We start from the raw sequence: 24,410 nt of genomic DNA, 5'->3' as shown, positions 1-24,410 counted from the left end.
TAGGGAAAGACCGATGGCAGGTAACGTCGACACAACAATCAAATCGGGCTTTGCCGGGCGACTGGGAGACGTCCGGGCGGCGATCGAGACGCGCCTCTCCGAGCTGCTGCCGGAATCCGGCAACGAGCGCGATCTGGTGGCGCTGGCCATGCGTGAATCGACGTTGGCGCCGGGCAAGCGCATGCGCCCGGTGCTATTGGTGCTCGCTGCCGAAGGGCTGGTTGAGGACGGCCGTGAAAACAGCCACACGATCAGGCGCCAGGCCGTGGACCTGGGCTGCGCCGTCGAGATGATTCATGCTGCATCGCTGGTGCTCGACGACATGCCGTGCATGGACAACGCCTCGCTGCGGCGCGGTCAGCCCACGGTTCACCTGAAGTTCGGTGAGGACGTGGCCATTCTGACCGCCATCGCCCTGCTCAGCCGCGCCTTCGGTGTCGTTGCCAGCATCAGCGATCTGGCCGCCACCACCCGTACCGAACTGGTCGAAGTGCTGGCCAATACCGTTGGCATGCAAGGCTTGGTGCGCGGGCAGTTTCAGGATTTGCGCGACGGCCAGCGCAGCCGTGATGCGGACGAGATCGCCCTGACCAACAACCTGAAAACCGGCGTGCTGTTCGGCGCGATCATGGACATGGTCTGGCTGATCAGCGGCGCGCGGGCTGATCAGCGGCCGCTGTTGCAGAACTTCGCCATGGAGCTGGGCCAGGCTTTCCAGATGTACGACGATCTGCGCGACCGCTGCGCCGACAGCGACAAGGATCAAGGCAAGGACGACGGCAAATCCACGTTCGTTTCGCTCTACGGCGAGGACAAGGTCAAGCGGCAACTGGCGCTGCACTTGTCCAGCGCCGAGCAGGCGCTGCGAGAGGTCTACGGCGATGCGTCGACCATCGCCGGCTACCTGCGCCTGATCTTCGAAAAGGCCGCGCTCAACGGCTAGCCGACTGCGAACCCAGTTTGGCAATGGCCTGCTTGAGCTGCTCGCCATCCGAGAAACGTTCCTGACGGACGACCGTGCCGTTTTTCAGCGTCAGCCACTGCACGGTTTCGCGGTCGCCGTCATACGCCGAGGCGACCCGGGCGTCACGGTCAAGCAAAATGCGAAACTTGGCCGAACGCATGGCAGGCACTGCGACCATCTTTATCAGGGACGGCATCTTCTCGATGTCTGCCACGTACACAACGTGGCGCTGCTCCAGGTAACCCTCAGGATTGTTTTCCAGTGCGGCGTTGACCATCTTCGCCGCCGCCATGCTGCGGGCGATCAACAGCACCTGGGCCTGATCGTCCAACGTGTAGGCCTTGTCGAACTGGTCGAGCAGCGTCCATTTGGCGATCGGCTGGGGGGCGTCCTGGGCGAATGCGTTGAGACTGAGAAACAGAGCGAGGGCCGCAAATTGCCGCATGGTTTAAATCCCTTCAGCAGGAAAGATTGAACAAAGACAAGCGTCGAGGACAAGGGCTGACACACCAGCGCGAATCACCCTCTCTGGAACCAATAATGGCCCAACACATGACGCATGCGCCAATTTACCAGCAAGCGGTCCACCCGGTAGGCCTGTTATGGGTTTTGCAGGTGATTTCCCGGCTGAAGCCGGTCCCACTAATCGACCGCGTACCCCCAGTGAGACTGGCAAACCTCGACTGTGGGACCGGCTTTAGCGGGGAAGGCGTCGGCGGTCACGCTGCAGAATTGATGGCGTTCAGACTGGCCTCTTCCCGGCTGAAGCCGGTCCTACGAATCGACCGTGTACCCCAGTGGGACTGGCAAACCTCGACTGTGGGAGCGGCTTTAGCCGGGAAGGCGTCGGCAGTCACGCTGCAGAATTGATGGCGTTCAGAATGGCCTCTTCCCGGCTGAAGCCGGTCCCACTGAAGGCACAGCGTACTCCCAAGGGGACAGGCAAACCTCGACTGTGGGACCGGCTTTAGCCGGGAAGGCGTAGGCAGTCACGCTGCAGAATTGATGGCGTTCAGACTGGCCTCTTCCCGGCTGAAGCCGGTCCCACTAATCGACCGCGTACCCCAGTGAGACTGGCAAACCTCGACTGTGGGCGGGCTTTAGCCGGGAAGGCGTCGGCAGTCACGCTGCAGAATTGATGGTGTCCACGCTGGCCTCTTCCCGCCTGAAGCCGGTCCCACGAATCGACCGCGTACCCCAGTGAGACTGGCAAACCTCGACTGTGGGACCGGCTTTAGCCGGGAAGGCGTCGGCGGTCACACTGCAGAATTTATGGTGCTCACACTGGCCTCTTCCCGGCTGAAGCCGGTCCCACTAATCGACCGCGTACCCCAGTGAGACTGGCAAACCTCGACTGTGGGCGGGCTTTAGCCGGGAAGGCGTCGGCGGTCACACTGCAGAATTGATGGTGCTCACACTGGCCTCTTACCGGCTGAAGCCGGTCCCACTAATCGACCGCGTACCCCAGTGGGACTGGCAAACCTCGACTGTGGGACCGGCTTTAGCCGGGAAGGCGTCGGCAGTCACACTGCAGAATTGATGGTGTTCACACTGGCCTCTTCCCGGCTGAAGCCGGTCCCACTGAAGGCACGCGTACCCCCAGTGAGATTGGCAAACCTCGGCTGTGGGGCCGGCTTTAGCCGGGAAGGCGTCGGCAGTCACACTGCAGAATTGATGGTGTTCACACTGGCCTCTTCCCGGCTGAAGCCGGTCCCACTGAAGGCACGCGTACCCGCAGTGAGATTGGCAAACCTCGGCTGTGGGACCGGCTTTAGCCGGGAAGGCGTCGGCAGTCACGCTGCAGAATTGATGGTGTCCACGCTGGCCTCTTCCCGGCTGAAGCCGGTCCCACGAATCGACCGCGTAACCCCAGTGAGACTGGCATACCTCGACTGTGGGACCGGCTTTAGCCGGGAAGGCGTCGGCGGTCACACTGCAGAATTTATAGTGTTGAGACTGGCCTATTCCCGGCTGAAGCCGGTCCCACTGAAAACCAATCAGTCTCTGGGCATGAGTGCTGCCACCGCTTCGATCTCGATCAGCATCCCGTCCAGCGCCAGGCGTGGGACGGGGATGAGTGTGCATACCGGCTTCATAGTGCCGGCCCATGCGAGATCCGCCTGCTCGACCCACAGACGCAACCGTTCTTCCGAGTGATCAACCATCAGCAGCGTCAGTTTGAAGATATGGTGAAGGTCGGCCCCGCGGGATTGCAGCGCGGTGCGCAGGTTGGCGATGGCCTGGGCTGCCTGGTCGGCAAAGACCGGGGAAAGCTGGCCTTGGGCATCCTCCCCGCCCTGCCCGGCGACAAACAGCCACTCGGCGCCCGGGGCAACGGCGGCGAGGTGGGAATAGGCGTTGGGGGCCGGATCGTACAAGCCCTCGGGGTTGTACAAGGTGAACGGAGCAGCAGCGGGGGTTTGCGTCATGACGGCGATCCTGAACGTGAGAGCGCCCAGTCTCGAACCTCCACCTAAGTGGAGGTCAAGCAGGCGCCGACGTTTGAATCAATTCTGGAGCGCGTATCAATTCTCCAGCGCATACCGGCGGCAATGCTCCAGATAGCCTTGCTCGTGGCTGCCCACCAGATGCACGACGTTGCTCCACAGCCAAGACGGCGCATCCAGCGTGTGCGAGCGGTTGAGCTGCAGTTCACGCATCCATGACGAGCGCGTGGCGAGGTCCATCTGCCGGGCGTGGGCGAGGCCGACGACGCGGGCCAGGTAACCGGCCGCTTTCATCGCTTCGCGTTCGCTCAGCTGATCAAGCTCAAGCTTCATGTCCTGGGGCAGCAGTTCGCGGACGAAGAAGCCGTGGTCAAGCATGCGCGTCGCGATCATCCGGTTGCCGAGCCCTGGCGACAGATGCCGGGCGCCTTCCACCACGCGCTTGCCATTGTCACGGGGCATGCCCGCCCGCGGAGTGCGTGGCGCGGCGGCAGCGACGGCTTCCTTGACGTCGAGCAGGCAGTACTCCTGATCCTCATCGTCGCCCACGCTCAACAGGACCGCATAACGCAGCAGGCCCAGCGAGCTGCAACCCTTCACCCAGTACGCGCAATCGAGCATCTCTACGCGGTCATCCTTCGATCGGCCCTTCAGCGACGTCACCAGCGCATGAATCTCCGGCGTCGAGCACAGGTCTTTCAGGCCATGACGCTCATCGCGGGACAACGACCAGAAATGCTTGCCCAGCGGAATGGTCGGCCGCGTGTCTTCGATGCGCTCTTGAGCCAGATGCTTCCAAGTCCTCTGAACAGCGCTGCGCATGCCCGCCTTCACCTGCGCCGGGCGCGCCGGCTCCTCGTCGGCCCCGTCTTCGAACGCCAGCTCGTAGCCCTGCATCATCTCTTCGAGCATTCTTGCGGTGGCGACGCCGGGCAGATCGGAACCACGGGCAGCGGTGGCCAGGGACAGCGCCAGACGTACCAAGTCGTGGGCCGGGTTGCCAATCACCGTCTGATCCAGATCGCGGATGTGGATATCGATGCGCCCTTTCGAATCGCCGGTGGGACCGAGATTACCGGCGTGACAGTCGCCGCAGATCCACACCGGCGGGCCGCTGGGCAGACGCCGGCCGGACTGGCTGTGCAGCCATTCGTAAAACTGCACCGTGCTGCCCCGCACATAGGCGTGGGCGGAACGGGCCATTTTCAGATTACGCAATTCATTGAGCGGCTTGAGACGTGCGGAGGGTCGAGGGGTTTTCATGAACAATTCTTTGCAGGGAGATGTAGCGTTGACTCGCCCCGAAGAGAAATGTTGCGGAATGTTTCACGATTTGGGATGACGAGTTGTGATGTCAGAAATGATCCACCTCCGCCGACTGCCCCTTAGAACACAAACCCATGCCCCAACTCGCCCTCCATCCATTCGAGAAAGCGCCGCACCCGGGGAAATCCGGAGTGCGCTTTCGGGAATACCAGATGATGAGCCGCGACCGGGGCTGACAGCGCTTCGGGCGCCACCTCGACCAGCGCTCCGCTTGCCAGGTATTTCTGCGCCAGCAACGTGCTTTCGAGTGCAAAACCCAGGCCGTGGCTGGCGGCCTCGAGCGTCATGTACGAGCGGTCAAAACTCAGCGCGTAAGGTTTTTCCGGGCGTGCCAGACCATGCTGGGCAAACCAGGCAGGCCAGCGCAGCAGCGTGGCTTCCGAGAGAATCAAATCCCGGTCCAGCAAGTCGGAGGCCTGAGCGACCGCACGCTGGCCGACGAGCTTGGGTGAAGCCAGTACGGCGAAGGTTTCGTTGCGCACCGTGCGCACTTCGAAGCTCGGCCAGTTCGGCTCGCCGTGGCGAATGTCGACGTCGATTTTGTCGCGACTGAAATGCAGCGACTCATAGGAGCACGACAGATTGATCTGAATGTCGGGGTGGCTCAGGCGGAAGGCCTCCAGTCGCGGCATCAACCAGAGCAGCCCGAAGCTGGGCGAGGAATGCAGCCGCAGGCAGTCGAGGCTGACGTCGCTGCCCGCCCGCTCCGTGGCGATGGCCAGGCTGTGCAGCAACCCGGAAACATCCTTCAGGTACTGCTCGCCCACCGGCGTCAGCGTGACCCCGCGCGCCGCACGCACAAACAGCTGGCGGCCAATCATCGCTTCCAGCCTGGCGAGTTGATGGCTGACTGCCGAGGGCGTCAGGTCCAGCACTTCCGCCGCCCGGGCGACGTTGCCAAAGCGCGCGGTCTGCTCGAAGGCCTGAATGGCTTTCAGCGGTGGCACGCTGGCAGGTGCTTCGTCGATACGCCTCATGGTCCGGCTCCGGGTGAGTTCTTGTTATGTCGGGAGCCGACATTCAATCACCACGAACGAGGCGTGACGAGTGCTGAATTTTTTTCAGCATCCAATGACTTTTGCGTCATTGCTCGACCCTTGCACGGAGCACAAGCTGATCCGGCCAGATATTTCGGACAGCGAAAAGGTTCGCTTCCCGCTGATCCAGCCCATAACAATAATCACACGAGATCACGCCCATGCTCCTTCAAGGCAAAATCGCAATCATCACCGGCGCCGCCTCCGCTCGCGGTATCGGTCGCGCCACCGCTGCCACCTTCGCTCAACAGGGCGCCCGCGTGGTCATCCTCGACCTCGACGAATCCGCCGCCCGCGACGCCGCCGCTTCCCTGGGCGAAGGTCACCTGGGCCTCGCCGCCAACGTCGCCGACGAAGCGCAGGTCAAACAAGCCGTCGCGCGGGTCATCGAACACTTCGGCCGCATCGACGTGTTGATCAACAACGCCGGCATCACCCAACCCCTCAAGACCCTCGACATTCGCCCCGGCGACTACGACAAAGTGCTCGACGTCAGCCTGCGCGGCACCTTGCAGATGTCCCAGGCGGTGATTCCGCTGATGCGCGAGCAAAAGGCCGGGAGCATCGTCTGCATGTCATCAGTGTCGGCGCAACGTGGCGGCGGCATTTTCGGCGGGCCACACTACAGCGCAGCAAAAGCCGGCGTACTGGGCCTGGCCAAAGCGATGGCGCGGGAGCTGGGGCCGGACAACGTGCGCGTGAACTCCATCGCGCCGGGCCTGATTCACACCGACATCACCGGCGGCCTGATGCAGGACGAGCGCCGCCACGCAATTATCGACGGCATTCCTCTGGGTCGCCTGGGCGCGGCACAGGATGTCGCCAACGCTGCGTTGTTTCTGGCCAGCGACCTGTCGTCCTACCTGACCGGCATTACCCTGGACGTGAACGGCGGCATGCTCATCCATTGATGCCTTCTGCGCCGGCCGAGGTCGCCGGCGCTGTTCTGAATCGACGTTTCAGCCGCAGCTGACCATAAAAACAAGAGATCAGACCATCATGACTACCCTCTCCCTGGATGCGGTCGTTTCCGTCCGCACCAATGCCTACCGCAAAACCGCGTGGCGGCTGATGCCGTTTCTGATGCTGTGCTACCTGTGCGCCTACCTGGACAGGGTGAATGTCGGCTTCGCCAAGCTGCAGATGATGAACGACCTGGCCCTGAGCGAAGCGGTGTACGGGCTCGGCGCCGGCATGTTCTTCCTCGGCTATTTCCTCTGCGAGGTGCCGAGCAACCTGATCCTGCATCGGGTCGGTGCTCGCCGCTGGATCGCCCGCATCATGATTTCCTGGGGCATCATCTCCGCCCTCTTCGCTTTCGTTGAAACCGCCTGGCAGTTCTATGGCCTGCGCTTTCTGCTGGGCATCGCCGAAGCCGGTCTCGCACCGGGCCTGCTGCTCTATCTGACCTACTGGTTTCCGTCTTACCGCCGGGCGCGAATGACTGTGCTGTGGTTCATCGCCATTCCGCTGTCGGGAATGATCGGCGGGCCGCTGTCCGGGCTGATCATGACCCAGTTCGCCGGCGTGCACGGCTGGGCCGGCTGGCAGTGGATGTTTGTCATCGAAGCCATTCCCACCCTGATCGTCGGGCTGCTGGTGCTGAGTTACCTCAAGGACGGCGTGCACCAGGCCACCTGGCTCAACGACGAGGAAAAGGATCTGGTCAACAAGGAGCTTGCCGAGGACAACAGCCAGAAAGTCACCCACGCGTCAGTCGGGGAGTTCATTCGTGATCGGCGCCTGTGGCTGCTGGCGTGCATCTATTTCTGCGTGGTCATGGGTCAGTACGCAATCACCTTCTGGCTGCCGACGCTGATCCGCAACGCCGGCGTCGCCGACCCACTGCACATCGGCCTGTTGACCAGCCTGCCGTACATGTGCGCCATCGCGGCCATGCTGTTGATGGGCCGCAGTGGCGACAAGCACCGCGAGCGGCGCTGGCACCTGGTGGCCCCGATGATCGCCGGCGCCATTGGCCTGTCGCTGGCGGCGTTGCTGGGGGGCAATCTGCTGCTGTCGGTGCTCAGCCTGTGCCTCGCCGCCTCCGGTGTGCTCTCGGCATCGTCACTGTTCTGGATGCTTCCGACCACGCTGCTGGGCGGGGTTTCCGCCGCCGCAGGGATCGCCGGCATCAACAGCTTCGCCAACCTCGCCGGCTTCTGCTCGCCATACCTGATCGGCTGGATCACCACCACAACTGGCTCAAGCGCCATCGGCATGTACCTGATCACCGGCGTGTTGTGCATCGGCGCCCTGCTGGTGCTGCGCATCCCCGCCGCGTCCGTCAATCGCTAATAAAAGGAGCCACTCACATGAACATCAGTCCATCGGGTCACGCCGCTTTGTCGCTGGCCCAGCGCGCCTTCAATATTCGTCGCCACGCCCTGCGCATGGGGCAGGTTCAGGGCCAGGGGTATGTCGGTCAGGCGTTGGGCGCGGCCGATCTGCTCGCGGTGTCCTACTTCCATGCCTTGCGCTATCAGCCGCAAGACCCCGAATGGGAAGATCGGGACCGTTTTTACCTGTCCATCGGTCACTACGCCATCGCGCTTTACGCCGCGTTGATCGAAGCCGAGATCATTCCGCTCGATGAGCTGGAAACCTACGGCTCCGATGACAGCCGCCTGCCCATGTCGGGCATGGCCGCTTACACACCAGGCATGGAAATCACCGGCGGCTCGCTGGGACACGGACTGGGCATTGCCGTCGGCGCGTGCCTGGGCCTCAAGCGCAAGCACTCCACCTCGTTCGTTTACAACCTGCTCTCGGACGGCGAGTTGAACGAAGGCTCGACCTGGGAAGCGGCGATGTCGGCCTCCCACTGGAAGCTGGACAACCTCATCGCGATCATCGACGTGAACAACCAGCAGGCCGACGGCCATTCCAGCGAAGTGCTGGCGTTCGAACCCATCGTTGACCGCTGGCAGGCCTTCGGCTGGTTCACCCAGCGTGTCGACGGCAATAACATCGACGCCCTGGTCAGCGCCTTTGACGCCGCGCGCAACCATACCGGTGCGCAACCTCGGGTGATCATCTGCGACACCAAAATGGGCAAAGGCGTGGACTTTCTGGAGACCCGCGAGAAAACCCACTTCATTCGCGTCGATGAAAACGAGTGGGATCTGGCACTGGAAAATTTGCAACTCGGGAGAACGGCATGAGCGCACTGACCCACAACGAGCCCGGCAAGAAACGCCTGACGACGTCGGCGATGATTGCTTCGATTGCGTCCGAAGGCCAGGCCACACGCCCGGCGCCATTCGGCCACGCGCTGGCGGCCCTCGCCGAGCAACGCGCGGACATCGTCGGACTCTCCGCCGACCTGTCGAAATACACTGATCTGCACATTTTCGCCAAGGCCCACCCGGAGCGGTTCTACCAGATGGGTATGGCCGAGCAGTTGCTGATGAGCGCAGCGGCCGGCATGGCCCGAGAAGGCTTCGTCCCCTTCGCCACTACCTACGCGGTGTTCGCGTCCCGTCGGGCCTATGACTTTATCTGCATGGCCATCGCCGAAGAAAACCTCAACGTCAAGATCGTCTGCGGATTGCCCGGCCTGACCACTGGATATGGCCCGAGCCATCAGGCGACCGACGATCTGGCGATCTTCCGCGCCATGCCCAACCTGATGATCGTCGACCCTTGCGACGCGCTGGAAATCGAACAGGCAGTGCCAGCCATCGCCGCCCATCAAGGTCCGGTGTACATGCGCCTGTTGCGCGGTAATGTCCCGCTGGTGCTCGACGAATACGGCTACACCTTCGAGATCGGCAAGGCCAAGACCCTGCGCACCGGCAACGATGTGCTGATCATCTCCACGGGGCTGATGACCATGCGCGCGCTGGAAGCGGCGAAGGCACTGCAAGCCGACGGCGTCGATGTGGCAGTGCTGCACGTGCCGACCATCAAGCCGCTGGACGAGCAGACCCTTCTCGCCGAAGCGCGCAAACCCGGACGGTTGGTGGTGACGGCGGAAAACCATTCCATCATCGGCGGGCTGGGTGAAGCGGTGGCGACGGTGCTCTTGCGCAACGGCGTGACGCCAACGTTCCGGCAGATCGCCCTGCCCGACGCCTTCCTAGACGCCGGCGCCCTGCCGACACTGCATGATCGCTACGGGATTTCCACCCCGGCGGTGTGCGCGCGTATCAAGGCGTGGTTGTAAGCGCAGAACATCGGGGGGCTCTTCGAGTCCCCCCTCTTCGCCCAGGAGATTATTCGTGGACCCCGACCAACTGCTGGATCCCGAGTACCCCTTCTTTCGCGACGAAGTGTCCAGCGAATGGACGCTGAGCCAGCTCGCCGACATTCGCACACGTATCCACGCCACCTTCAAACCTGCCGGACTTGCGCGCGGTGAACAGCACTGGGTCAGTCAGCCCGCAGCCGCCCACACACTGCGGCTGTGCCTCTACCGACCTGGGAAAAGCGCTGATGCCCACGACCTCCCCGCGATTCTCTACGTGCATGGCGGCGGGTACGTGCTGGGTTGCCCGGAAATGGCCGACGACTACTTGGCGGATCTGGCGATTGAGTTGGGCGCCGTGATCGTCGCCGTCGATTATCGGCTCGCGCCGGAGCATCCGTTTCCCGCGCCGCTGGAGGACTGCTATCGCGGACTTGAATGGCTTCACCGAGAGCATGCTGCGCTGAGCGTCGATCCTGGCCGCATTGCAATCATGGGGCACAGCGCGGGCGGCGGACTTGCTGCGGCGTTGACACTGCTTGCCCGGGACCGTGGCGAGATTTCCGTCGCCGGCTCGGTCCTCATTTATCCCATGCTCGACCCTCGCACCGGCACCGCCGATGCACCCGTGCAAAACCCCGGCACCGGTACGTTCAGCTGGTCACGGGAGGCCAACCAATTCTGCTGGCAGTGCTACCGCGGCGAGTACCTCTGCAACGATGAGCAGGCGGCGCTGTTTTCTCCCGCGCTGGCCACTGACCTCAGCCACCTGCCGCCGAGCTTCATCGCTGTCGGTGCGTTGGATCTGTTCGTGGATGAAGACATGGCCTACGCGGGCCATCTCTCTCGCAGCGGCGTGCCCGTCGAGCTGCACATTTATCCCGGCGTGCCGCACATGTTCGATCTGCACCCGGGCGGCGTGACAGAGCAGTGCAAGACGGATGTCGTCCGCGCGCTGAGGAAAATGCTGGGGCTATGATCCGTCCTGCGGGGCAGCTTTCTAAAGCAACGCGCTCAAATCCAGCCTGTCCTGGGGCACCGGCATCGAGAAGTAATAACCCTGGGCCTGACCCGCGCCCATTTCCCGCAGCAGCTCCAGAGTCGCGGCGTCTTCAACGCCCTCCGCCACCACCGTCAGCCCCAGGGATTCGGCCATGCGCACAATGGCGCGAACGATGGCCCGGCTGCGGGTGCTGGTGGTCAGTTCCAGGGTGAACGACTTGTCGATTTTCAACCCGCTGAAGTGGTACTGATGCACGTAACTGAGGGACGAGAACCCGGCACCGAAATCATCGAGGACCACCGACACGCCGTTGTCCGCCAGATGCTTCATGGCCTGACGCGCCAGCTCCGGCTCGGCCACCAGCGCGCCTTCGGTGAGTTCCAGACAGATGCGCGACGGCGCAACGCCATGCTGACTGAGCAAACCGAGGACTTCGCTGGAAAACTCCGGGCGGGTGATGCTGTAGCTGGAGCAGTTGACGTGCACCGTCGGCCAGTGCGCGTGATCGGGATGGGCGAGGATCACCACCACCTGCTGAAGCATGTAGAGGTCCAGCCGGCCGATCAGGCGCAAGCCCTCCAGCGCCGGCAGAAACTGCCCCGGCGCGATGATCCGGCCATCGGCCTGACGCCAGCGAATCAGGGCTTCGAGGGCCAGAATCCGGCCGCTGGCGACATCGATGATCGGCTGAAAATACGGCACCAGTTCGTCGGTGCACTTGAGGGCATTGCGCAGCGCGGTCTCCTGCTCCATCTGGTCGGACACCTCGCGGCGCACCTCCTGGTTGAACACCGCGTAGCTGTCGCGCCCGGCGTTCTTGACCCGGTACATGGCCGTGTCGGCGTCGCGGAGCAAATCCGCCGGCTCGCTGTGAAACTGCAGATCGGCACCGACCACGCCGATGCTGCACGACGAAAACACTGCGTGGCCGTCGATGTAGAACGGCACGTCGAAGGCCAGCAGAATGCGCTCGGCGATCGCCACGGTGACGTCCGGCGGCGCGGCATAGGCCAGCACGGCGAATTCATCGCCGCCCAATCGCGCCAGCAAGTCGCCGTCGCGCATGCAGTGGCGCAGCCGATCGGCAGCCTGGATCAGCAACAGATCACCCGAATGATGGCCGAGGCTGTCGTTGACCATTTTGAAGCGGTCGAGGTCGATGAACATCACCGCCAGCTCCTCGCCCTTCTCGCAGAATTTCTCCCACGCGTTTCTCAGGCGCTGCTGCAACTGGCTGCGGTTAGGCAGGCCGGTCAGCGCGTCGTGGGCGTTTTCGTGTTGCAGCTTGGCATTGGCATAGTCCAGCTCCCGGGTGCGGTCCTGAACCCGGGCTTCCAGACGCAGATTGGCGGTGTGGATGGCCTCGGCGGCGCTGCGCCGGGACAGTGCCGTGTCAATGTGACGCGACACGAAGGTCAGCAGCTCCTGATCGCGCAACGAGTAGCTGACATGGGAGGTGTAGCTCTGCACCGCCAGCACGCCCCGCACCACGTCGCCGTCGAACAACGGAATGCCCAGCCACGAACTGGACCGGTTGACCTCGTTCTGCAGGGTGATCTCGCCGATGCTTTCCAGCCAGCGCGCCTCGGCGCCGTCGATCAGGCACGGCCGGCGCTGGCGGATGACGTATTCGGTAAAGCCGCGCTCGCCACGGCGCGGATCGGGTCGCCGGGTCAGGCGTTCATCCACATAGTAGGGAAACGTCACCTCGCCGGTGGCGTCGTCGAACAGCGCGATATAGAAGTTAAGGGCAAACAGCAGTTCGCCAACGATGCCGTGCAGGCTTTTGAACAGATCGGTCATGTCGCCGGGCTGGCTCGACAACTCGGTGATCTGGAACAGGGCGCTCTGCAAGTGCTCGGCGCGTTCGCGGTCAGCGACTTCGTTGCGCAGGGCGTCGTTGAGGCGGGACAGCTCAAGGGTGCGGCGGGCGACGGTTTCTTCCAGTTGGGCGCGATGCAGGATGCGGTCCAGGGCCATCGCCACGTGGCGAGCCACTACCAGAAACAGCTCTTGATCCTCGACGCTGTAGACCCGGGCGACGTCATACACCTGCATCGCCAGCATGCCGAACACGTCGTCGGAGGCGTTTTTCAGCGGCGCACCCATCCAGAATTCCGGGCGATGGCCCACGCAGTGGAAGCGATCCAGCGCCCTCGCCCGCTCGATGGCGGCAGCATCGACGAACAACGCCTGCTCGGTGGTCAGCACATAACCGGTCATGGACAGCCGCTCGGGATCGAGAAACTCGTAGGTTTCCGCTTCGAGGGCGTCGACGTCAGTGATGTCGATGTAATAGGGGTAAGTGATCTTGCCGCTGTGGCTTTCGTACAGCGCCAGGTAGAAGTTTTCCGCGTCGATCAGGGTCGAGAGCTGCTTGTGCACGCCCTGTAAAAACGCCGAGCGGTCACGGGTGGAGCTGGCCAGGTAGGTGATTTCATAGAGCACCCGCTGGGTCGCCTGTGCCCGTGCCAGCGCATCGGTCTGCAGGCGCAGGCCGAGGCGTCCGGCCAGCTCGGCGAAAAACGGATCGTCGCACTGCACGTCCGGCATCAGCAGCCAGCCCAGGGCGGACTCGCCATGACCGGTCACCCAGCGCTGCAAATGGTGTTTGCGGCAATAGCCGTCGAACTCCTCACGGGGTATCAAGGTCGGCCAGTCCGTGGCGGAACAGCCCTGGCCCAGCAGATACATTTGCTGGCCGGCGCGGTAAGCGGCCCAACTCAATGCCGGCGCGGCCTGACGGGCAGCGCGCAGCAAGGCGTCCAGCGAACTCTCCCCGCTCAATCCACCCACGGCCAGAGCGCCCTCTTCGACGGGTACAGGCATCCGCTCGTCGGCAATCGGCGTGTACCCGGCCAGGGTCGATAGTGGGGAATTCATGGGCGCTCCATTGCCAGCGTCGGACTGCGCTATCTTCATTGGGTGTGACAGAAGGTTGCAAGCGCCATATTCGCATTTGCGGTCTATTCACGACGAAAAAACCGTATTCCACGACATTTGTTGGAATTACCCGCCGCACGGCCCTATAGCGGCCTGCAAATTGAAAGATTGAACCCGGCACTCTGTCTACACAGTCCGCTTCGCACAGCTCGTCAAACAGCCGGCGGGAACGGTTTCATGTTTCGGCATTGACCTTTGAACGTCCTCGCCTGTCACTGATTGCTGTTACCCGTCTTTTTGCCCCACTGGAGATGATCACCCAATGATCAAGACTTACAGCTACGCCGCGCAAAAACCCACTGACAAACTGGCCCCGTTGCAGATCGAGCGCCGCGAGCCGGGCGCCGATGACGTGCAGATCGACATCCTGTTCTGCGGCGTCTGCCACTCGGACCTGCACACCGCGCGCAACGAATGGAACAACACCCTGTATCCGTCGGTGCCGGGCCACGAAATCGTCGGCAAGGTCACCGCAGTCGGCGCCAACGTCACCCACTTCAAGGTCGGCGACCTCGCTGGCGTCGGCTGCATGGTCGACAGCTGCCAGCACTGCGCGTCCTGCGCAGAAGGTGAAGAACAGTATTGCGAGAACGGCTTCACCGGCACTTACAACGGTCCGGTGTTTGGCGGCGAGAACACCTTTGGTGGCTACTCCGACAAGATCGTGGTGAAAGAAAAGTTCGTCCTGAAGATTTCCCACAGCGACAACCTCGCCGCCGTCGCGCCGTTGCTGTGCGCCGGGATCACCACCTACTCGCCGCTGCACCACTGGAAGGTCGGCCCGGGCAAGAAGGTCGGCGTTGTCGGGCTGGGCGGTCTCGGTCACATGGCGGTGAAGATCGCCCACGCCATGGGCGCCCACGTGGTGCTGTTCACCACCTCGCCGAACAAGCGTGACGACGGCCTGCGCCTGGGCGCCGATGAAGTCATCGTGTCGAAAAACCCTGATGAAATGGCCACCCAGACCAATCAGCTGGATTTCATCCTCAACACCGTGGCGGCGCCGCACAACCTTGATCCGTTCCTGAACCTGCTCAAGCGCGACGGCACCATGACCCTGGTGGGCGCGCCGGATCAGCCGCACCCTTCGCCAGGCGTGTTCAACCTGATCTTCAAACGCCGCAGCATCGCCGGCTCGCTGATCGGCGGCATTCAGGAAACCCAGGACATGCTGGATTTCTGCGCCAGGCACGGCATCGTCTCCGACATCGAGATGATCCACATGAAGGACATCAACGAAGCCTACGAGCGCATGATCAAGGGTGACGTGAAGTACCGCTTTGTCATCGACATGGCGACCCTCAAAGAAGAAGCGTCGGCCGCCTGACGCTAAACGTTCCCGGGCCGGATGCAGCGGCCCGGGCACTTGTAACATCCTGTGATTTTTCCGCTCGAGAAAAATCGGCAACCATCCCCCGGTGCCTCGGTCACAACCCTTGAGCCATGGCCAGCACTGCCTGCTTTTACTGATCCCGACAAGACGCCAGCCCTCGCCGCTGACACAAGCGCCATGGATTAGAGAAAACGACTCACAAGTGCATGCCCGGATTCAACGCAATGCAGTGCCTGTCCATTGGTTATCGTTGAAGACTGCCGTCGCTTTGAGAATCGCCATCGCTCCAGCCGCTCCACCTGCCGTCCCTGCCCGTGCGTCCGCCCACCGTCGGCCGCCAGGTTGACCCAACGCTGACGAGGAACCCGTTCATGACCGATCAGCCTGATCGCCCCAACAAACAAGAAGTGTCTTGTGACCTCAAGGCCTTCACCGTCCCCTCCCGCCGTAACTTTCTGAAATCCATCGGCGTGTCCAGCCTCGCTGCCGCGACGGCGCCGATCTGGACCCAGGCGCTGGAAGCCCAGGCCGCCGTCGCCGATGACCTCGACCCACCGGCGGCCGACGAGCGGCGCATGACCCTGAAGGTCAACGGCCAGGCCCACACCCTGAACCTGCCGGCCAACGCCGCACTGCTGGATGTGCTGCGCGATCGCCTGCAGCTGACCGGCACCAAGAAAGGCTGCGACCACGGCCAGTGCGGCGCCTGCACGGTTCACGTGAATGGCGTGGCGATCAATTCGTGCCTGTCCCTCGCAGCCATGCACGAAGGCGACGACATCACCACCATCGAAGGCCTGACGCAGAACGGCAAGTTGCACCCGGTGCAGGAAGCCTTCTGGGAACACGACGCCTACCAGTGCGGCTATTGCACCTCCGGGCAGATCATGAGCGCGGCGGCGTTGTTGAAAGACAAGAATATCGGCACCGACGATCACAGCGTGCGTGAAGCCATGAGCGGCAACATCTGCCGCTGCGGCGCGTACAAGAACATCCTCGCGGCGATCCAGTCGGCGCGCATCAAAGTCCAGGAGGTGAGCTGATGAGAGCCTTTGATTACGTGCGCGCCAACAGCGTCGAACAGGCCGTGACGACCCACGCAAAAAGCCCGACCACGTTCTTCCTCGCCGGCGGCACGACGTTGCTGGATCTGGTCAAGCTCGACATCATGCCGGCCGATCAGGTGATCGACGTCAATCACCTCTCCCTCAAGCAGATCGAAGTGCAGAACGACGGCAGCGTGCGCATCGGTGCGCTGGTCAGCAATACCGAACTGGCCCATCACCCGCACATCGTCGAGCACTATGCCGTGCTGTCCCAGGCGTTGCTGTCCGGCGCCACCACTCAGTTGCGCAACAAGGCCACGACAGCCGGCAATGTGATGCAGCGGGTACGCTGCAACTATTTCCGCGACGGCTATTCGCCCTGCAACAAGCGCGAACCGGGCTCGGGTTGCGCCGCTATCGACGGGCATAATCGCAGCGTGCACGCGGTGCTCGGCACCAGCGACCAGTGCATCGCCAGCCACCCTTCGGACATGTGCGTGGCGATGGTCGCCATTGGTGCGACCGTCGAGGTGCAGGGCCCGAAGGGCAAGCGCAGCGTTGATTTCGCCGACTTCCATTTGCTGCCCGGTGCGACGCCGTGGAAAGAACACGCGCTGCTGGACGATGAGTTGATCACCCATGTGGTGCTGGCCGCGCCGCTGGCCGGCAATAAGTCCGCTTACCTGAAACTGCGCGATCGCGCCTCTTACCAGTTCGCCCTGGCGTCCAGCGCGGTGATCGTCGTCATGGACGGCAACACCGTTCGTGACGCGCGGGTAGCCCTCGGCGGCGTCGGCACCAAACCCTGGCGTTCAGTCGAAGCCGAACAGGCGTTGAAAGGCCAGACCCTGACCCCGCAGACCCTCGAAAAAGTCGCCGCCATCGCCCTCAAGGGCGCCAAAGCCTATCGCCACAACGCCTACAAGATCGCCTTGGGGCAGCAGGCCATCGTGCGCAATCTCGGCACCTTGAACGCCTGACCGGAGGATTCACCATGACTGATGCAATGATTGGCTCGGCACCCCGCCGTATCGATGGCCAGCGTAAGGTCACCGGCAGCGCGATGTACGCGTCCGACCATCACCTGAAAAACATGGCCTACGGCTACGGCGTGTTCAGCACCGTCGCCAGCGGCAAAATCACCGGTCTGGAACTGGACGCCGCGCGCAAATCGCCGGGCGTGCTGGAGATTCTGCACCACGGCAACTTCCCGGCGCTCTATCACAACTCGACGCTGCCGATGTCCTTCGCGCAGATCCTCAAGGCAGCCAAGTCCGATGAAAGCCGCCTGCCGTTCGAAGACGACACCGTGTATTACGCCGGTCAGTTCGTTGCCCTGGTGGTGGCCGATACCTTCGAGCACGCCCGGGCAGCGGCTTACAAGATCAAAGTCAGCTACAGCAAGACCGACGCGGTCGCCAACCTCGAACAAGGCCTGAAAGCCGGCGCCTTGCAGGACGGCAGTCCGAACCATACCCGGGGTGATGCCGCCGCTGCATTCGACGCTGCTGCCCACAGCATCGACGCCACCTACTCGACCCCCGTCGAAACCCACAACCCGATGGAAATGCACGCCACCGTCGCCAGTTGGGAGGACGGGCGCCTGATCGTTTACGAGGCGACCCAGGGCGTGGTTGCCCACCGCAATTCCCTGGCGAAAATCTTTGGCATGATCCCGGAGAAGGTCGAGGTCCGTGCGCCGTTCATTGGCTCGGGCTTCGGCAGCAAGCTGTGGATCTGGCCCCATTCGGTCGCCGCCTGCGCCGCCGCCAAGATGCTCAAGCGGCCGGTGCAACTGGTCGTGCCCCGCCAGCAGATGTTCACCACCACCGGCCATCGTCCGGAAACCCGTCAGCGCATGCGCCTGGCAACTGACGACAAGGGCAAGTTGCTGTCGGTGCGCCACGAGTCGATCAACACCACTTCGTTTACCGACCCGTACAAGGAAAACTGCGGCACCTCGACCAAGAGCCTCTACAGCTGCGCGAACGTGCTGGTCACCCACAAGATCATTGAGGTTAACCGCGGGACGCCGACGTCCATGCGCGCGCCGGGTGCAGCGCCGGGGTTGTTCGCTTTGGAATCGGCCATGGACGAGATGGCCGATAAAGTGGGCATGGACCCGCTTGAGTTCCGCAAGCTCAACGTCTCCGAACGCGACGAGAGCCAGAACCTGCCGTGGTCGAGCAATCATCTGCAGGAATGCATCGACAAGGCCGCCGAGCGCTTTGGCTGGAGCAAACGCAATCCGACGCCGGGTTCGATGAAGGACGGCACCGAGATCATCGGCTACGGCATGGCTGCCTGTAACTGGGACGCCTATCGCACTCCCGCCGAGGCGCAAGTCGCACTGCGCGCCGATGGCACGGCGTGGGCCATTTGCGGGGTGCAGGACATCGGCACCGGCACGTACACCATCGTGGCTCAAGTGGTCAGCAGCATCACCGGCATCCCGCTGGACAAGATCGACGTCGAGCTGGGCAATTCATCGTTCCCGCCGGCGCCGGTGTCGGGCGGCTCATGGGCGACCGCGAGCGTGCTGCCGGCCATCGCCGAAGCCACTCGCCAGGCCGTGGAACAGTTGAAAGCGTTCTCGACCGCGCCCAAGGGCGTGTTTGCCGGGATCAAGGCCGATCAGGTGAGCTTCGAGCAGGGTCAGTTGAAAAGCGGCGACAAGACCTTTGCCATCGCCGACGTGCTCAAGGCGCAGAAGCAGGCCAGCGCTTTCGGTGAAGCCAAGACCGGCATGAACGACACCAGCAAGCATTCGTTCCGCTCGTTCGGCGTGCATTTCGTCGAAGTGCGCTGGGACCCGGGCATCTCGCGGCTGCGGGTTTCGCGGGTGGTCAGTGCGATTGACGTGGGCAAGGTGATCAACCAGAAAACCGCCCTCAATCAGGTCGAAGGCGCGATCGTCATGGGCGTCGGCATGGCGCTGTTTGAAGCGACGGACTTCGACGAGCGCAACGGCATGCCGGTGAACAACAACTACGCCGAATACGTGGTGCCGGTGCACGCCGACCAGCCGGAGATCGACGTGATCCTGCTGGACTACCCGGACCTGGAGCTAAACGAGTTCGGCGCTCGGGGGATTGGCGAAATCGGGATTACCGGGCTGGCGGCAGCGGTGGCTAACGCGGTTTCCCACGCCACCGGCAAACGCATTCGGGATTTGCCTATTACGCTGGATAAATTGATGGAGTTGCCGCCGACGATGAAGGTCTGAGCCGGACATTCCAGCGCCCTGACCGTCCTCTTCCCGGCTAAAGCCGGTCCCACTGAAGCACCGCATGCCGTCAGTGGGACCGGCTGTAGACCGGCTTATTTTGATTGATCGTTCCCACGCTCCGCGTGGGAATGCCGCACTGGACGCTCCGCGTCCCAAAGCTGACGCGGAGCGTCATGGTATGAATTCCCACGCGGAGCGTGGGAACGATCATTACTCACTGCATGCAGTCAGTGGGACCGGCTTTAGCCGGGAGGCCTTTGATTTGATGATCTTCGATCATCATGTTGTCAGGCACGCAATCCCTGCGCGGCGCTCAGCAGTCCTTTGAATTTCCCATAACGCGCGCTCAAAGCTTCCTGCACCACCGGCATCGGCTGATACCGGGCCTTCACCGCCATCCCCCGCTTCAGCCACTCAGCTCCCTCCCCGATCGACACAAACCCCAGCTTCGCCGCACCAATGCACGCGCTGAGTTCGCTGCCCTGCAAGGTGTACACCTCGCGATCAAGGATGTTGGCCAGCAACTGCGCCCAGTATTCGCTTCGAGCCCCGCCGCCCACCAGGGCGCAGGCGTTGACCGTGGCCCCGGCGGACAACGTGGCGTTCATCGCGTCCAGCAGCCCGAACCCGACGCCTTCAAGCACCGCATAACCCAGCATCGCGGGCGTGCTGCCATGGGCCAGGTTCATGAATCCGCCGCGCAACAGCGGGTCGTTGTGGGGCGTGCGCTCGCCTGCGAGGTAAGGCAGAAACAGCGGACTGGAAACAGCCACAGGCTTATCCACCGGCAATTGCGCGTGAACCATATCCAGCAACGCCTGCTCATCAGGCTGACCCAACAAGCGGGTGACCCAGCGCAGGCAGCTCGCCCCGGCCAGCATCGCGCCCATGGTGTACCAGCGCTGAGGCAACGCGTGGCAAAAGCTGTGCACGGCGCTCGCCGGGTTGCCCGCAGGATGATCCGTGATCGCAACAATCGCCGCGCTGGTGCCAAGGGTGACGAACGCATCACCGGCGTTGATCGCGCCGATGCCCACCGCGGAAACCGGGTTGTCGCCACCGCCTGCGGCCACGGGCAGACCCAGCGGCAAGTCCAACGCATGCGCTGCCTCGGCACTCAGCCCGGCCGACGGTTGATCGGCCTCCAGCAACCGGGGCATCTGCTCGGTGGTCAGCCCGGTGGCGTGGAGCATCGGCGCGTACCACTCGCGCTTCGCCACATCGAGCCACAACGTGCCGGCGGCGTCGGACATGTCACTCACCTGCTCGCCGGTCAGCAGCAAACGCAGGTAATCCTTCGGCGACAACACGCTGGTGATGCGCGCGAACACCTGCGGTTCGTGCTGCTGCATCCACAGAAGCTTCGGCGCGGTGAGCCCGGCCATGGCCAGGCTGCCAGTGATGTCGGCGTAATCCGGAAAGTCTTCGTTCAACTGCGACGCCTGAAGCACAGCGCGGGAGTCGTCCCAGAGAATCGCCGGATACAGCACCTGCTCCGCCGCATCCAACATGACTGCACCGTGCATCTGCCCCGACAAACCGATGCAGCCGACCCGCGCCCATGCCTGAGGATCGTTCGTCCGCAACTGCCCGAGCGCAGACAGGCAGGCCTGCCACCAATCGGCCGGGTTCTGCTCCGACCAGCCCGACTGCCGGCGGCTGACTTCCACGCGCGCACCGGCCTGGGCCAGCACCACGCCTTCGCCATCCAGGAGAATGGCCTTGAGCTCGGATGTGCCGAGGTCAATACCCAGGGAAACAAGGTGATTCATGAAAATTCGGTTCCTGAAAGTTCGGTGCTTGAGCGTTCGGTGCTTGAGCGTTCGGTGGCTGAAAATCCGGTGATTTGCAGCGGACCCTCAAGGGCACCCACACGAATTGCGAATGCGTAAGGTCGGCGCCAGTCGCTCCGACAGTCGTTTGCCCTCGGGATCATCGATGCGCTGTAACAGCAACTGCACCGCCCGCGCGCCCAGGGCCTCCACCGGCTGAGCAATCACGCTCAAGCGCGGCAAGAAAAAATCCGCCCAGTCGAAATCATCAAAACCCACCAGAGCCAGTTGCTCGGGCACATGGATGTTGGCCTCACGCAAGGCGTGCATGGCGCCAATGGTCATCAGGTTATTCGCCGCCAGAATAGCCGTAGGCGGCGTATTCAGGCGCAGCAGTGCGGACGTGGCGACCCGTGCGGATTCGCTGTTCGACTCGCCGTCGATCAGCAACTGCGGATCCCACGGCAGATCAGCCTCGACGAGCGCCTGTCGGTAGCCCTCGATCCGCTCTTCCGTCGTGCTCAGGCCGCGATGCCCGGCGATCATGCCGATGCGCCGATGACCGTGACCGATCAGATGAGCGACCAGCTCGCAGGTGGCCTGGCGATTCTCGACGCCGACCTGATCGAAACCCTCGACCGCCATTCTGTCCACCAGCACGCTGGGAATCGCGTTGCTGCGCAGGTAGGCCAACGCGGCCTGCTCCGGGTCGCTGGACGGCGCGAGCAGAATGCCGTCCACACGTCGGTGGTGCAGCGCCTGAACCACGCGCAGTTCCTGGGCGGGATCGTCGTGGGTGTCGACGAACAACATCATGATGCCGTGGCGCGCGCATTCGGTTTCAATGGCGTGCACGGTCTCGCTGAAATAGTGATTGGACAGCGCCGAGATCGCCACGCCAATGGTATTGGTGCGCGAACGGGCCAGCGAGCGCGCCAGGGTGTTGGGGATGTAGCCCAAGTCCTGAACCGCCCGCTGCACCGCTTCCACCGTCTTGTCGCTGACCTTGCGCGTGCCGTTGAGCACGTGGGAAACGGTTGACGTCGACACCCGCGCCCGCTTCGCCACGTCTTCCATCTTGATCACTGCGCCGACTCCTTCAGGCCTGCGTCTCAGTGCTTGCTGGACCAGCCGCTGTAGGAACCGATGTTGTCGCGGGTGATCAGTTTCGGCGTCAGCTGGGTGACCGCTTCAGCCGGCTTCTTGTCGTTGAGCAGGTCATTGCCGATGACCACCGCCTGCTGCGCCATGGCCCACGGGTCCTGGCTGGCCGAGGCCTGAATCAAGGTGTCGGCCTTGAGGGCCTGCTCGATGTCCGGCGCTCCGTCCACCGACGTGATGACGATGCCGCTGCGTTTCAGCTGCTTGGCCGCCAGGTCACTGCCGATGGCCTGAGGGTCGTTGATCGCGAACAGGCCGTCGATTTTCGGGAAGCGGGTCAGGTAACCCTGCATTGCATTCAGGCCACCTTCGCGGGAGCCTTTGGCGTCCTGATCCTCAGAGAGAATCTTGATGTCCGGCGCCGCGGCGAAGGCCGACTTGCAGCCCGCCACACGGTCGGTCACGGCCGTCACCTGCGGGCCGTTCTGGATGATCACATTGCCCTTGCCCGACAGCTTGTCGACGATGAACTGGCAGGCCAGCTTGCCCGCTTCGACGTTGTCGGTCTGCACGGTGGCATCGACGCCGGCAGCGCTGACGTCCACGGCCACGACCTTGATGCCGGCGGCCTGAGCCTTCTTGACCGCCGAGGCAATGGCCTTCGGGTCCACGGCGTTGATCAGGATCAGGTCGACGCCGGAGGCAATGAAGTTGTCGATCTGCGAGAACTGCTTGCTCAGGTCGTAATCGGCGGAGACAGAGGTCACTTTGACATTGGGGTTGAGCTCCAGGGCCTTGGCCTTGGCGCCGTCGGCCAGGGTGACGAAATACGGGTTGCCCAGGGAACCCAGGGTGATGCCGACGGATTTCAGCTCGCGGGCCTCAACGCCCTGGGACAGCAACGCGGCCAGGCACAGGGACACGACAGCGGGGAATTTGCGTTTGAAGTTCATGGGTTCTCTCTTGTGATTATTGTTGGATTCTTCGTTGAAACGCATGCAGCCATACAGCGTTGGATCAGGTTCGTGCACCGGATTGGCGATAACGATCCAGCGCCACCGCACCGATGATCACGATGCCTTTGATGATGTATTGCCAGATATCGGAAACGCCCAGCAGCACCAGGCCGTTGGTCAACACCGCGATGATCAGCGCGCCGATCAGGGTGCCGCCGATGGTGCCGACGCCGCCGGTGAAACTGGTGCCGCCGAGGATCACCGCCGCGATGGCGTCCAGCTCGTAGGACTGGCCCAGTTGCAGGCCGTTGGCGGCGAAGAGGCGCGAGGCGCTCATGACGGCGCCGAGCCCGGCCAGTGCGCCGGAGACCGCGTAGACGAACAGCAACACCTTCCATACCTTGATCCCGGACAGGCGCGCCGCTTCGGGATTGCCGCCCACCGAGTAGATCTGCACGCCCATCACCGTGCGGCGCAGGATGAACCACGAGACCGCGATGACCGCCACGGCGATGATCACCAGCCACGGCACGCCGAGCACCGAATCGTTGCCGATAAAGGCGAACGGCAGGTCAGGGTTGAACACGGTTTTGTCATCGGCGAGCAGACGCGCCAGGCCGCGCATCGCCGTCAGCGCACCGAGGGTGACGATAAACGGCGGCAGGCGCATGAAGGCAATCAGGCCACCATTGACCAGCCCGAGCAGCAGGCCGAAACCGACGCCAGCAGCGATGCCGAGCATGCCGAACTGCGGTGACATCGAAGCTTGCAGGGCGACCACCGCGGAAGCCGCGAGAATCGCGCCCACGGACAGGTCGATGCCCGCCGTCAGAATCACGAAGGTCATGCCGGCCGCCAACACCACGTTGACCGAGGCCTGCTGGGTAATGATCGACAGGTTCTGCCAGCTCATGAAGGTGTCAGTCATCAGCGAAAAGCCGATCAGCAACAGAATCAGCACTGGCAGCATGCCAACGGTACGCATCAATTCGCGCACGCGTTCACGCTTGCTGATGGCGGCAACGGATGGCGAGTTTTCCAGGGGCAGACTCATGGCCTGGTTT

Annotated in this window: 19 protein-coding genes; 10 read left to right on the top strand and 9 right to left on the bottom strand. The window is 63.0% G+C overall.

What is annotated here, in order from left to right:
* Positions 1–13: 13 nt before the first annotated feature.
* Positions 14–943, top strand: coding sequence for a polyprenyl synthetase family protein (locus ACYAR8_RS14400; protein WP_463580241.1), 930 nt, complete (start codon positions 14–16; stop codon positions 941–943).
* Here the strand turns inward: ACYAR8_RS14400 and ACYAR8_RS14395 are convergent.
* The 4 genes from ACYAR8_RS14395 to ACYAR8_RS14380 form a co-directional block, all read right to left on the bottom strand.
* The gene (locus ACYAR8_RS14395) at positions 933–1,409 is read right to left on the bottom strand and encodes a hypothetical protein (RefSeq protein ID WP_074885784.1); all 477 of its coding nucleotides are present in this window, start codon (positions 1,407–1,409) and stop codon (positions 933–935) included. The two genes, ACYAR8_RS14400 and ACYAR8_RS14395, sit on opposite strands and share 11 nt — an antisense overlap.
* A gap of 1,552 nt (positions 1,410–2,961) precedes the next feature.
* Positions 2,962–3,393, bottom strand: a complete 432-nt coding sequence (locus ACYAR8_RS14390; RefSeq protein ID WP_463580240.1) for a RidA family protein — start codon at positions 3,391–3,393, stop codon at positions 2,962–2,964.
* 96 nt (positions 3,394–3,489) lie between these two features.
* Entirely contained in the window at positions 3,490–4,674 is a 1,185-nt protein-coding gene (locus ACYAR8_RS14385) for a DUF2252 domain-containing protein (RefSeq protein ID WP_463580239.1), read from the bottom strand.
* 122 nt (positions 4,675–4,796) lie between these two features.
* On the bottom strand, positions 4,797–5,714 hold the full coding sequence (locus ACYAR8_RS14380; RefSeq protein ID WP_463580238.1) for a LysR substrate-binding domain-containing protein: 918 nt from the start codon (positions 5,712–5,714) through the stop codon (positions 4,797–4,799).
* Positions 5,715–5,935: 221 nt separating this feature from the next.
* On the opposite strand from ACYAR8_RS14380, the gene ACYAR8_RS14375 reads away from it, so the two are divergent.
* From ACYAR8_RS14375 to ACYAR8_RS14355, 5 genes are all read left to right on the top strand, one after another.
* Entirely contained in the window at positions 5,936–6,685 is a 750-nt protein-coding gene (locus ACYAR8_RS14375; protein WP_108121780.1) for an SDR family NAD(P)-dependent oxidoreductase, read from the top strand.
* An 88-nt stretch (positions 6,686–6,773) separates the two neighbouring features.
* Positions 6,774–8,072 (top strand): MFS transporter, encoded by a 1,299-nt coding sequence (locus ACYAR8_RS14370; RefSeq protein WP_463580237.1) that lies wholly within the window; start codon positions 6,774–6,776, stop codon positions 8,070–8,072.
* A 17-nt stretch (positions 8,073–8,089) separates the two neighbouring features.
* Positions 8,090–8,938, top strand: a complete 849-nt coding sequence (locus ACYAR8_RS14365; protein ID WP_463580236.1) for a transketolase — start codon at positions 8,090–8,092, stop codon at positions 8,936–8,938.
* Positions 8,935–9,942 (top strand): transketolase family protein, encoded by a 1,008-nt coding sequence (locus ACYAR8_RS14360; protein WP_074884811.1) that lies wholly within the window; start codon positions 8,935–8,937, stop codon positions 9,940–9,942. Before ACYAR8_RS14365 ends, ACYAR8_RS14360 begins: the two co-directional genes overlap by 4 nt.
* Positions 9,943–9,997: 55 nt before the next feature.
* Positions 9,998–10,942 carry an alpha/beta hydrolase gene (locus ACYAR8_RS14355; protein ID WP_463580235.1) on the top strand — a complete coding sequence of 315 codons (945 nt, stop codon included), beginning with the start codon at positions 9,998–10,000 and terminating at the stop codon, positions 10,940–10,942.
* 21 nt (positions 10,943–10,963) lie between these two features.
* Here the strand turns inward: ACYAR8_RS14355 and ACYAR8_RS14350 are convergent, their stop codons facing one another.
* Complete coding sequence (locus tag ACYAR8_RS14350; RefSeq protein ID WP_463580301.1) at positions 10,964–13,795, bottom strand: sensor domain-containing phosphodiesterase; 2,832 nt, start codon at positions 13,793–13,795, stop codon at positions 10,964–10,966.
* Between the two features lie 376 nt (positions 13,796–14,171).
* Here ACYAR8_RS14350 and ACYAR8_RS14345 point away from each other — a divergent pair, with 376 nt between their 5' ends.
* The 4 genes from ACYAR8_RS14345 (at position 14,172) to ACYAR8_RS14330 (ending at position 19,514) form a co-directional block, all read left to right on the top strand.
* Positions 14,172–15,236, top strand: a complete 1,065-nt coding sequence (locus ACYAR8_RS14345; protein ID WP_463580234.1) for an NAD(P)-dependent alcohol dehydrogenase — start codon at positions 14,172–14,174, stop codon at positions 15,234–15,236.
* A 377-nt stretch (positions 15,237–15,613) separates the two neighbouring features.
* Entirely contained in the window at positions 15,614–16,285 is a 672-nt protein-coding gene (locus ACYAR8_RS14340; protein WP_463580233.1) for a (2Fe-2S)-binding protein, read from the top strand.
* Positions 16,285–17,268 (top strand): FAD binding domain-containing protein, encoded by a 984-nt coding sequence (locus ACYAR8_RS14335; RefSeq protein WP_463580232.1) that lies wholly within the window; start codon positions 16,285–16,287, stop codon positions 17,266–17,268. The genes ACYAR8_RS14340 and ACYAR8_RS14335 overlap by 1 nt, the downstream gene beginning before the upstream one ends.
* Before the next feature lie 14 nt (positions 17,269–17,282).
* Positions 17,283–19,514 (top strand): xanthine dehydrogenase family protein molybdopterin-binding subunit, encoded by a 2,232-nt coding sequence (locus ACYAR8_RS14330; RefSeq protein ID WP_463580231.1) that lies wholly within the window; start codon positions 17,283–17,285, stop codon positions 19,512–19,514.
* Between the two features lie 290 nt (positions 19,515–19,804).
* On the opposite strand, the gene xylB is transcribed toward ACYAR8_RS14330, so the two are convergent.
* From xylB to ACYAR8_RS14310, 4 genes are all read right to left on the bottom strand, one after another.
* A complete protein-coding gene (gene xylB, locus ACYAR8_RS14325) occupies positions 19,805–21,289 on the bottom strand; it encodes a xylulokinase (RefSeq protein WP_463580230.1) in 1,485 nt (494 codons plus the stop codon).
* An 87-nt stretch (positions 21,290–21,376) separates the two neighbouring features.
* A complete protein-coding gene (locus ACYAR8_RS14320; protein WP_463580229.1) occupies positions 21,377–22,375 on the bottom strand; it encodes a LacI family DNA-binding transcriptional regulator in 999 nt (332 codons plus the stop codon).
* Positions 22,376–22,401: 26 nt separating this feature from the next.
* Positions 22,402–23,343: an ABC transporter substrate-binding protein gene (locus ACYAR8_RS14315; protein WP_074884830.1), complete on the bottom strand. Its 942-nt coding sequence runs from the start codon at positions 23,341–23,343 to the stop codon at positions 22,402–22,404.
* Between the two features lie 64 nt (positions 23,344–23,407).
* Positions 23,408–24,400 (bottom strand): ABC transporter permease subunit, encoded by a 993-nt coding sequence (locus ACYAR8_RS14310; RefSeq protein ID WP_074884833.1) that lies wholly within the window; start codon positions 24,398–24,400, stop codon positions 23,408–23,410.
* Positions 24,401–24,410: the final 10 nt, after the last annotated feature.

The sequence above is a fragment of the Pseudomonas sp. HP_01 genome (genome assembly GCF_055284355.1).
This window is presented reverse-complemented; position numbering and strand designations above follow the sequence as displayed.

Excerpts from the sequence above, each read along its gene's own strand:
- ACYAR8_RS14400 (WP_463580241.1), top strand. The coding sequence starts at position 14 with ATGGCAGGTAACGTCGACACAACAATCAAATCGGGCTTTGCCGGGCGA.
- ACYAR8_RS14395 (WP_074885784.1), bottom strand. The coding sequence starts at position 1,409 with ATGCGGCAATTTGCGGCCCTCGCTCTGTTTCTCAGTCTCAACGCATTC.
- ACYAR8_RS14390 (WP_463580240.1), bottom strand. The coding sequence starts at position 3,393 with ATGACGCAAACCCCCGCTGCTGCTCCGTTCACCTTGTACAACCCCGAG.
- ACYAR8_RS14385 (WP_463580239.1), bottom strand. The coding sequence starts at position 4,674 with ATGAAAACCCCTCGACCCTCCGCACGTCTCAAGCCGCTCAATGAATTG.
- ACYAR8_RS14380 (WP_463580238.1), bottom strand. The coding sequence starts at position 5,714 with ATGAGGCGTATCGACGAAGCACCTGCCAGCGTGCCACCGCTGAAAGCC.
- ACYAR8_RS14375 (WP_108121780.1), top strand. The coding sequence starts at position 5,936 with ATGCTCCTTCAAGGCAAAATCGCAATCATCACCGGCGCCGCCTCCGCT.
- ACYAR8_RS14370 (WP_463580237.1), top strand. The coding sequence starts at position 6,774 with ATGACTACCCTCTCCCTGGATGCGGTCGTTTCCGTCCGCACCAATGCC.
- ACYAR8_RS14365 (WP_463580236.1), top strand. The coding sequence starts at position 8,090 with ATGAACATCAGTCCATCGGGTCACGCCGCTTTGTCGCTGGCCCAGCGC.
- ACYAR8_RS14360 (WP_074884811.1), top strand. The coding sequence starts at position 8,935 with ATGAGCGCACTGACCCACAACGAGCCCGGCAAGAAACGCCTGACGACG.
- ACYAR8_RS14350 (WP_463580301.1), bottom strand. The coding sequence starts at position 13,795 with ATGCCTGTACCCGTCGAAGAGGGCGCTCTGGCCGTGGGTGGATTGAGC.
- ACYAR8_RS14345 (WP_463580234.1), top strand. The coding sequence starts at position 14,172 with ATGATCAAGACTTACAGCTACGCCGCGCAAAAACCCACTGACAAACTG.
- ACYAR8_RS14340 (WP_463580233.1), top strand. The coding sequence starts at position 15,614 with ATGACCGATCAGCCTGATCGCCCCAACAAACAAGAAGTGTCTTGTGAC.
- ACYAR8_RS14335 (WP_463580232.1), top strand. The coding sequence starts at position 16,285 with ATGAGAGCCTTTGATTACGTGCGCGCCAACAGCGTCGAACAGGCCGTG.
- ACYAR8_RS14330 (WP_463580231.1), top strand. The coding sequence starts at position 17,283 with ATGACTGATGCAATGATTGGCTCGGCACCCCGCCGTATCGATGGCCAG.
- xylB (WP_463580230.1), bottom strand. The coding sequence starts at position 21,289 with ATGAATCACCTTGTTTCCCTGGGTATTGACCTCGGCACATCCGAGCTC.
- ACYAR8_RS14315 (WP_074884830.1), bottom strand. The coding sequence starts at position 23,343 with ATGAACTTCAAACGCAAATTCCCCGCTGTCGTGTCCCTGTGCCTGGCC.
- ACYAR8_RS14310 (WP_074884833.1), bottom strand. The coding sequence starts at position 24,400 with ATGAGTCTGCCCCTGGAAAACTCGCCATCCGTTGCCGCCATCAGCAAG.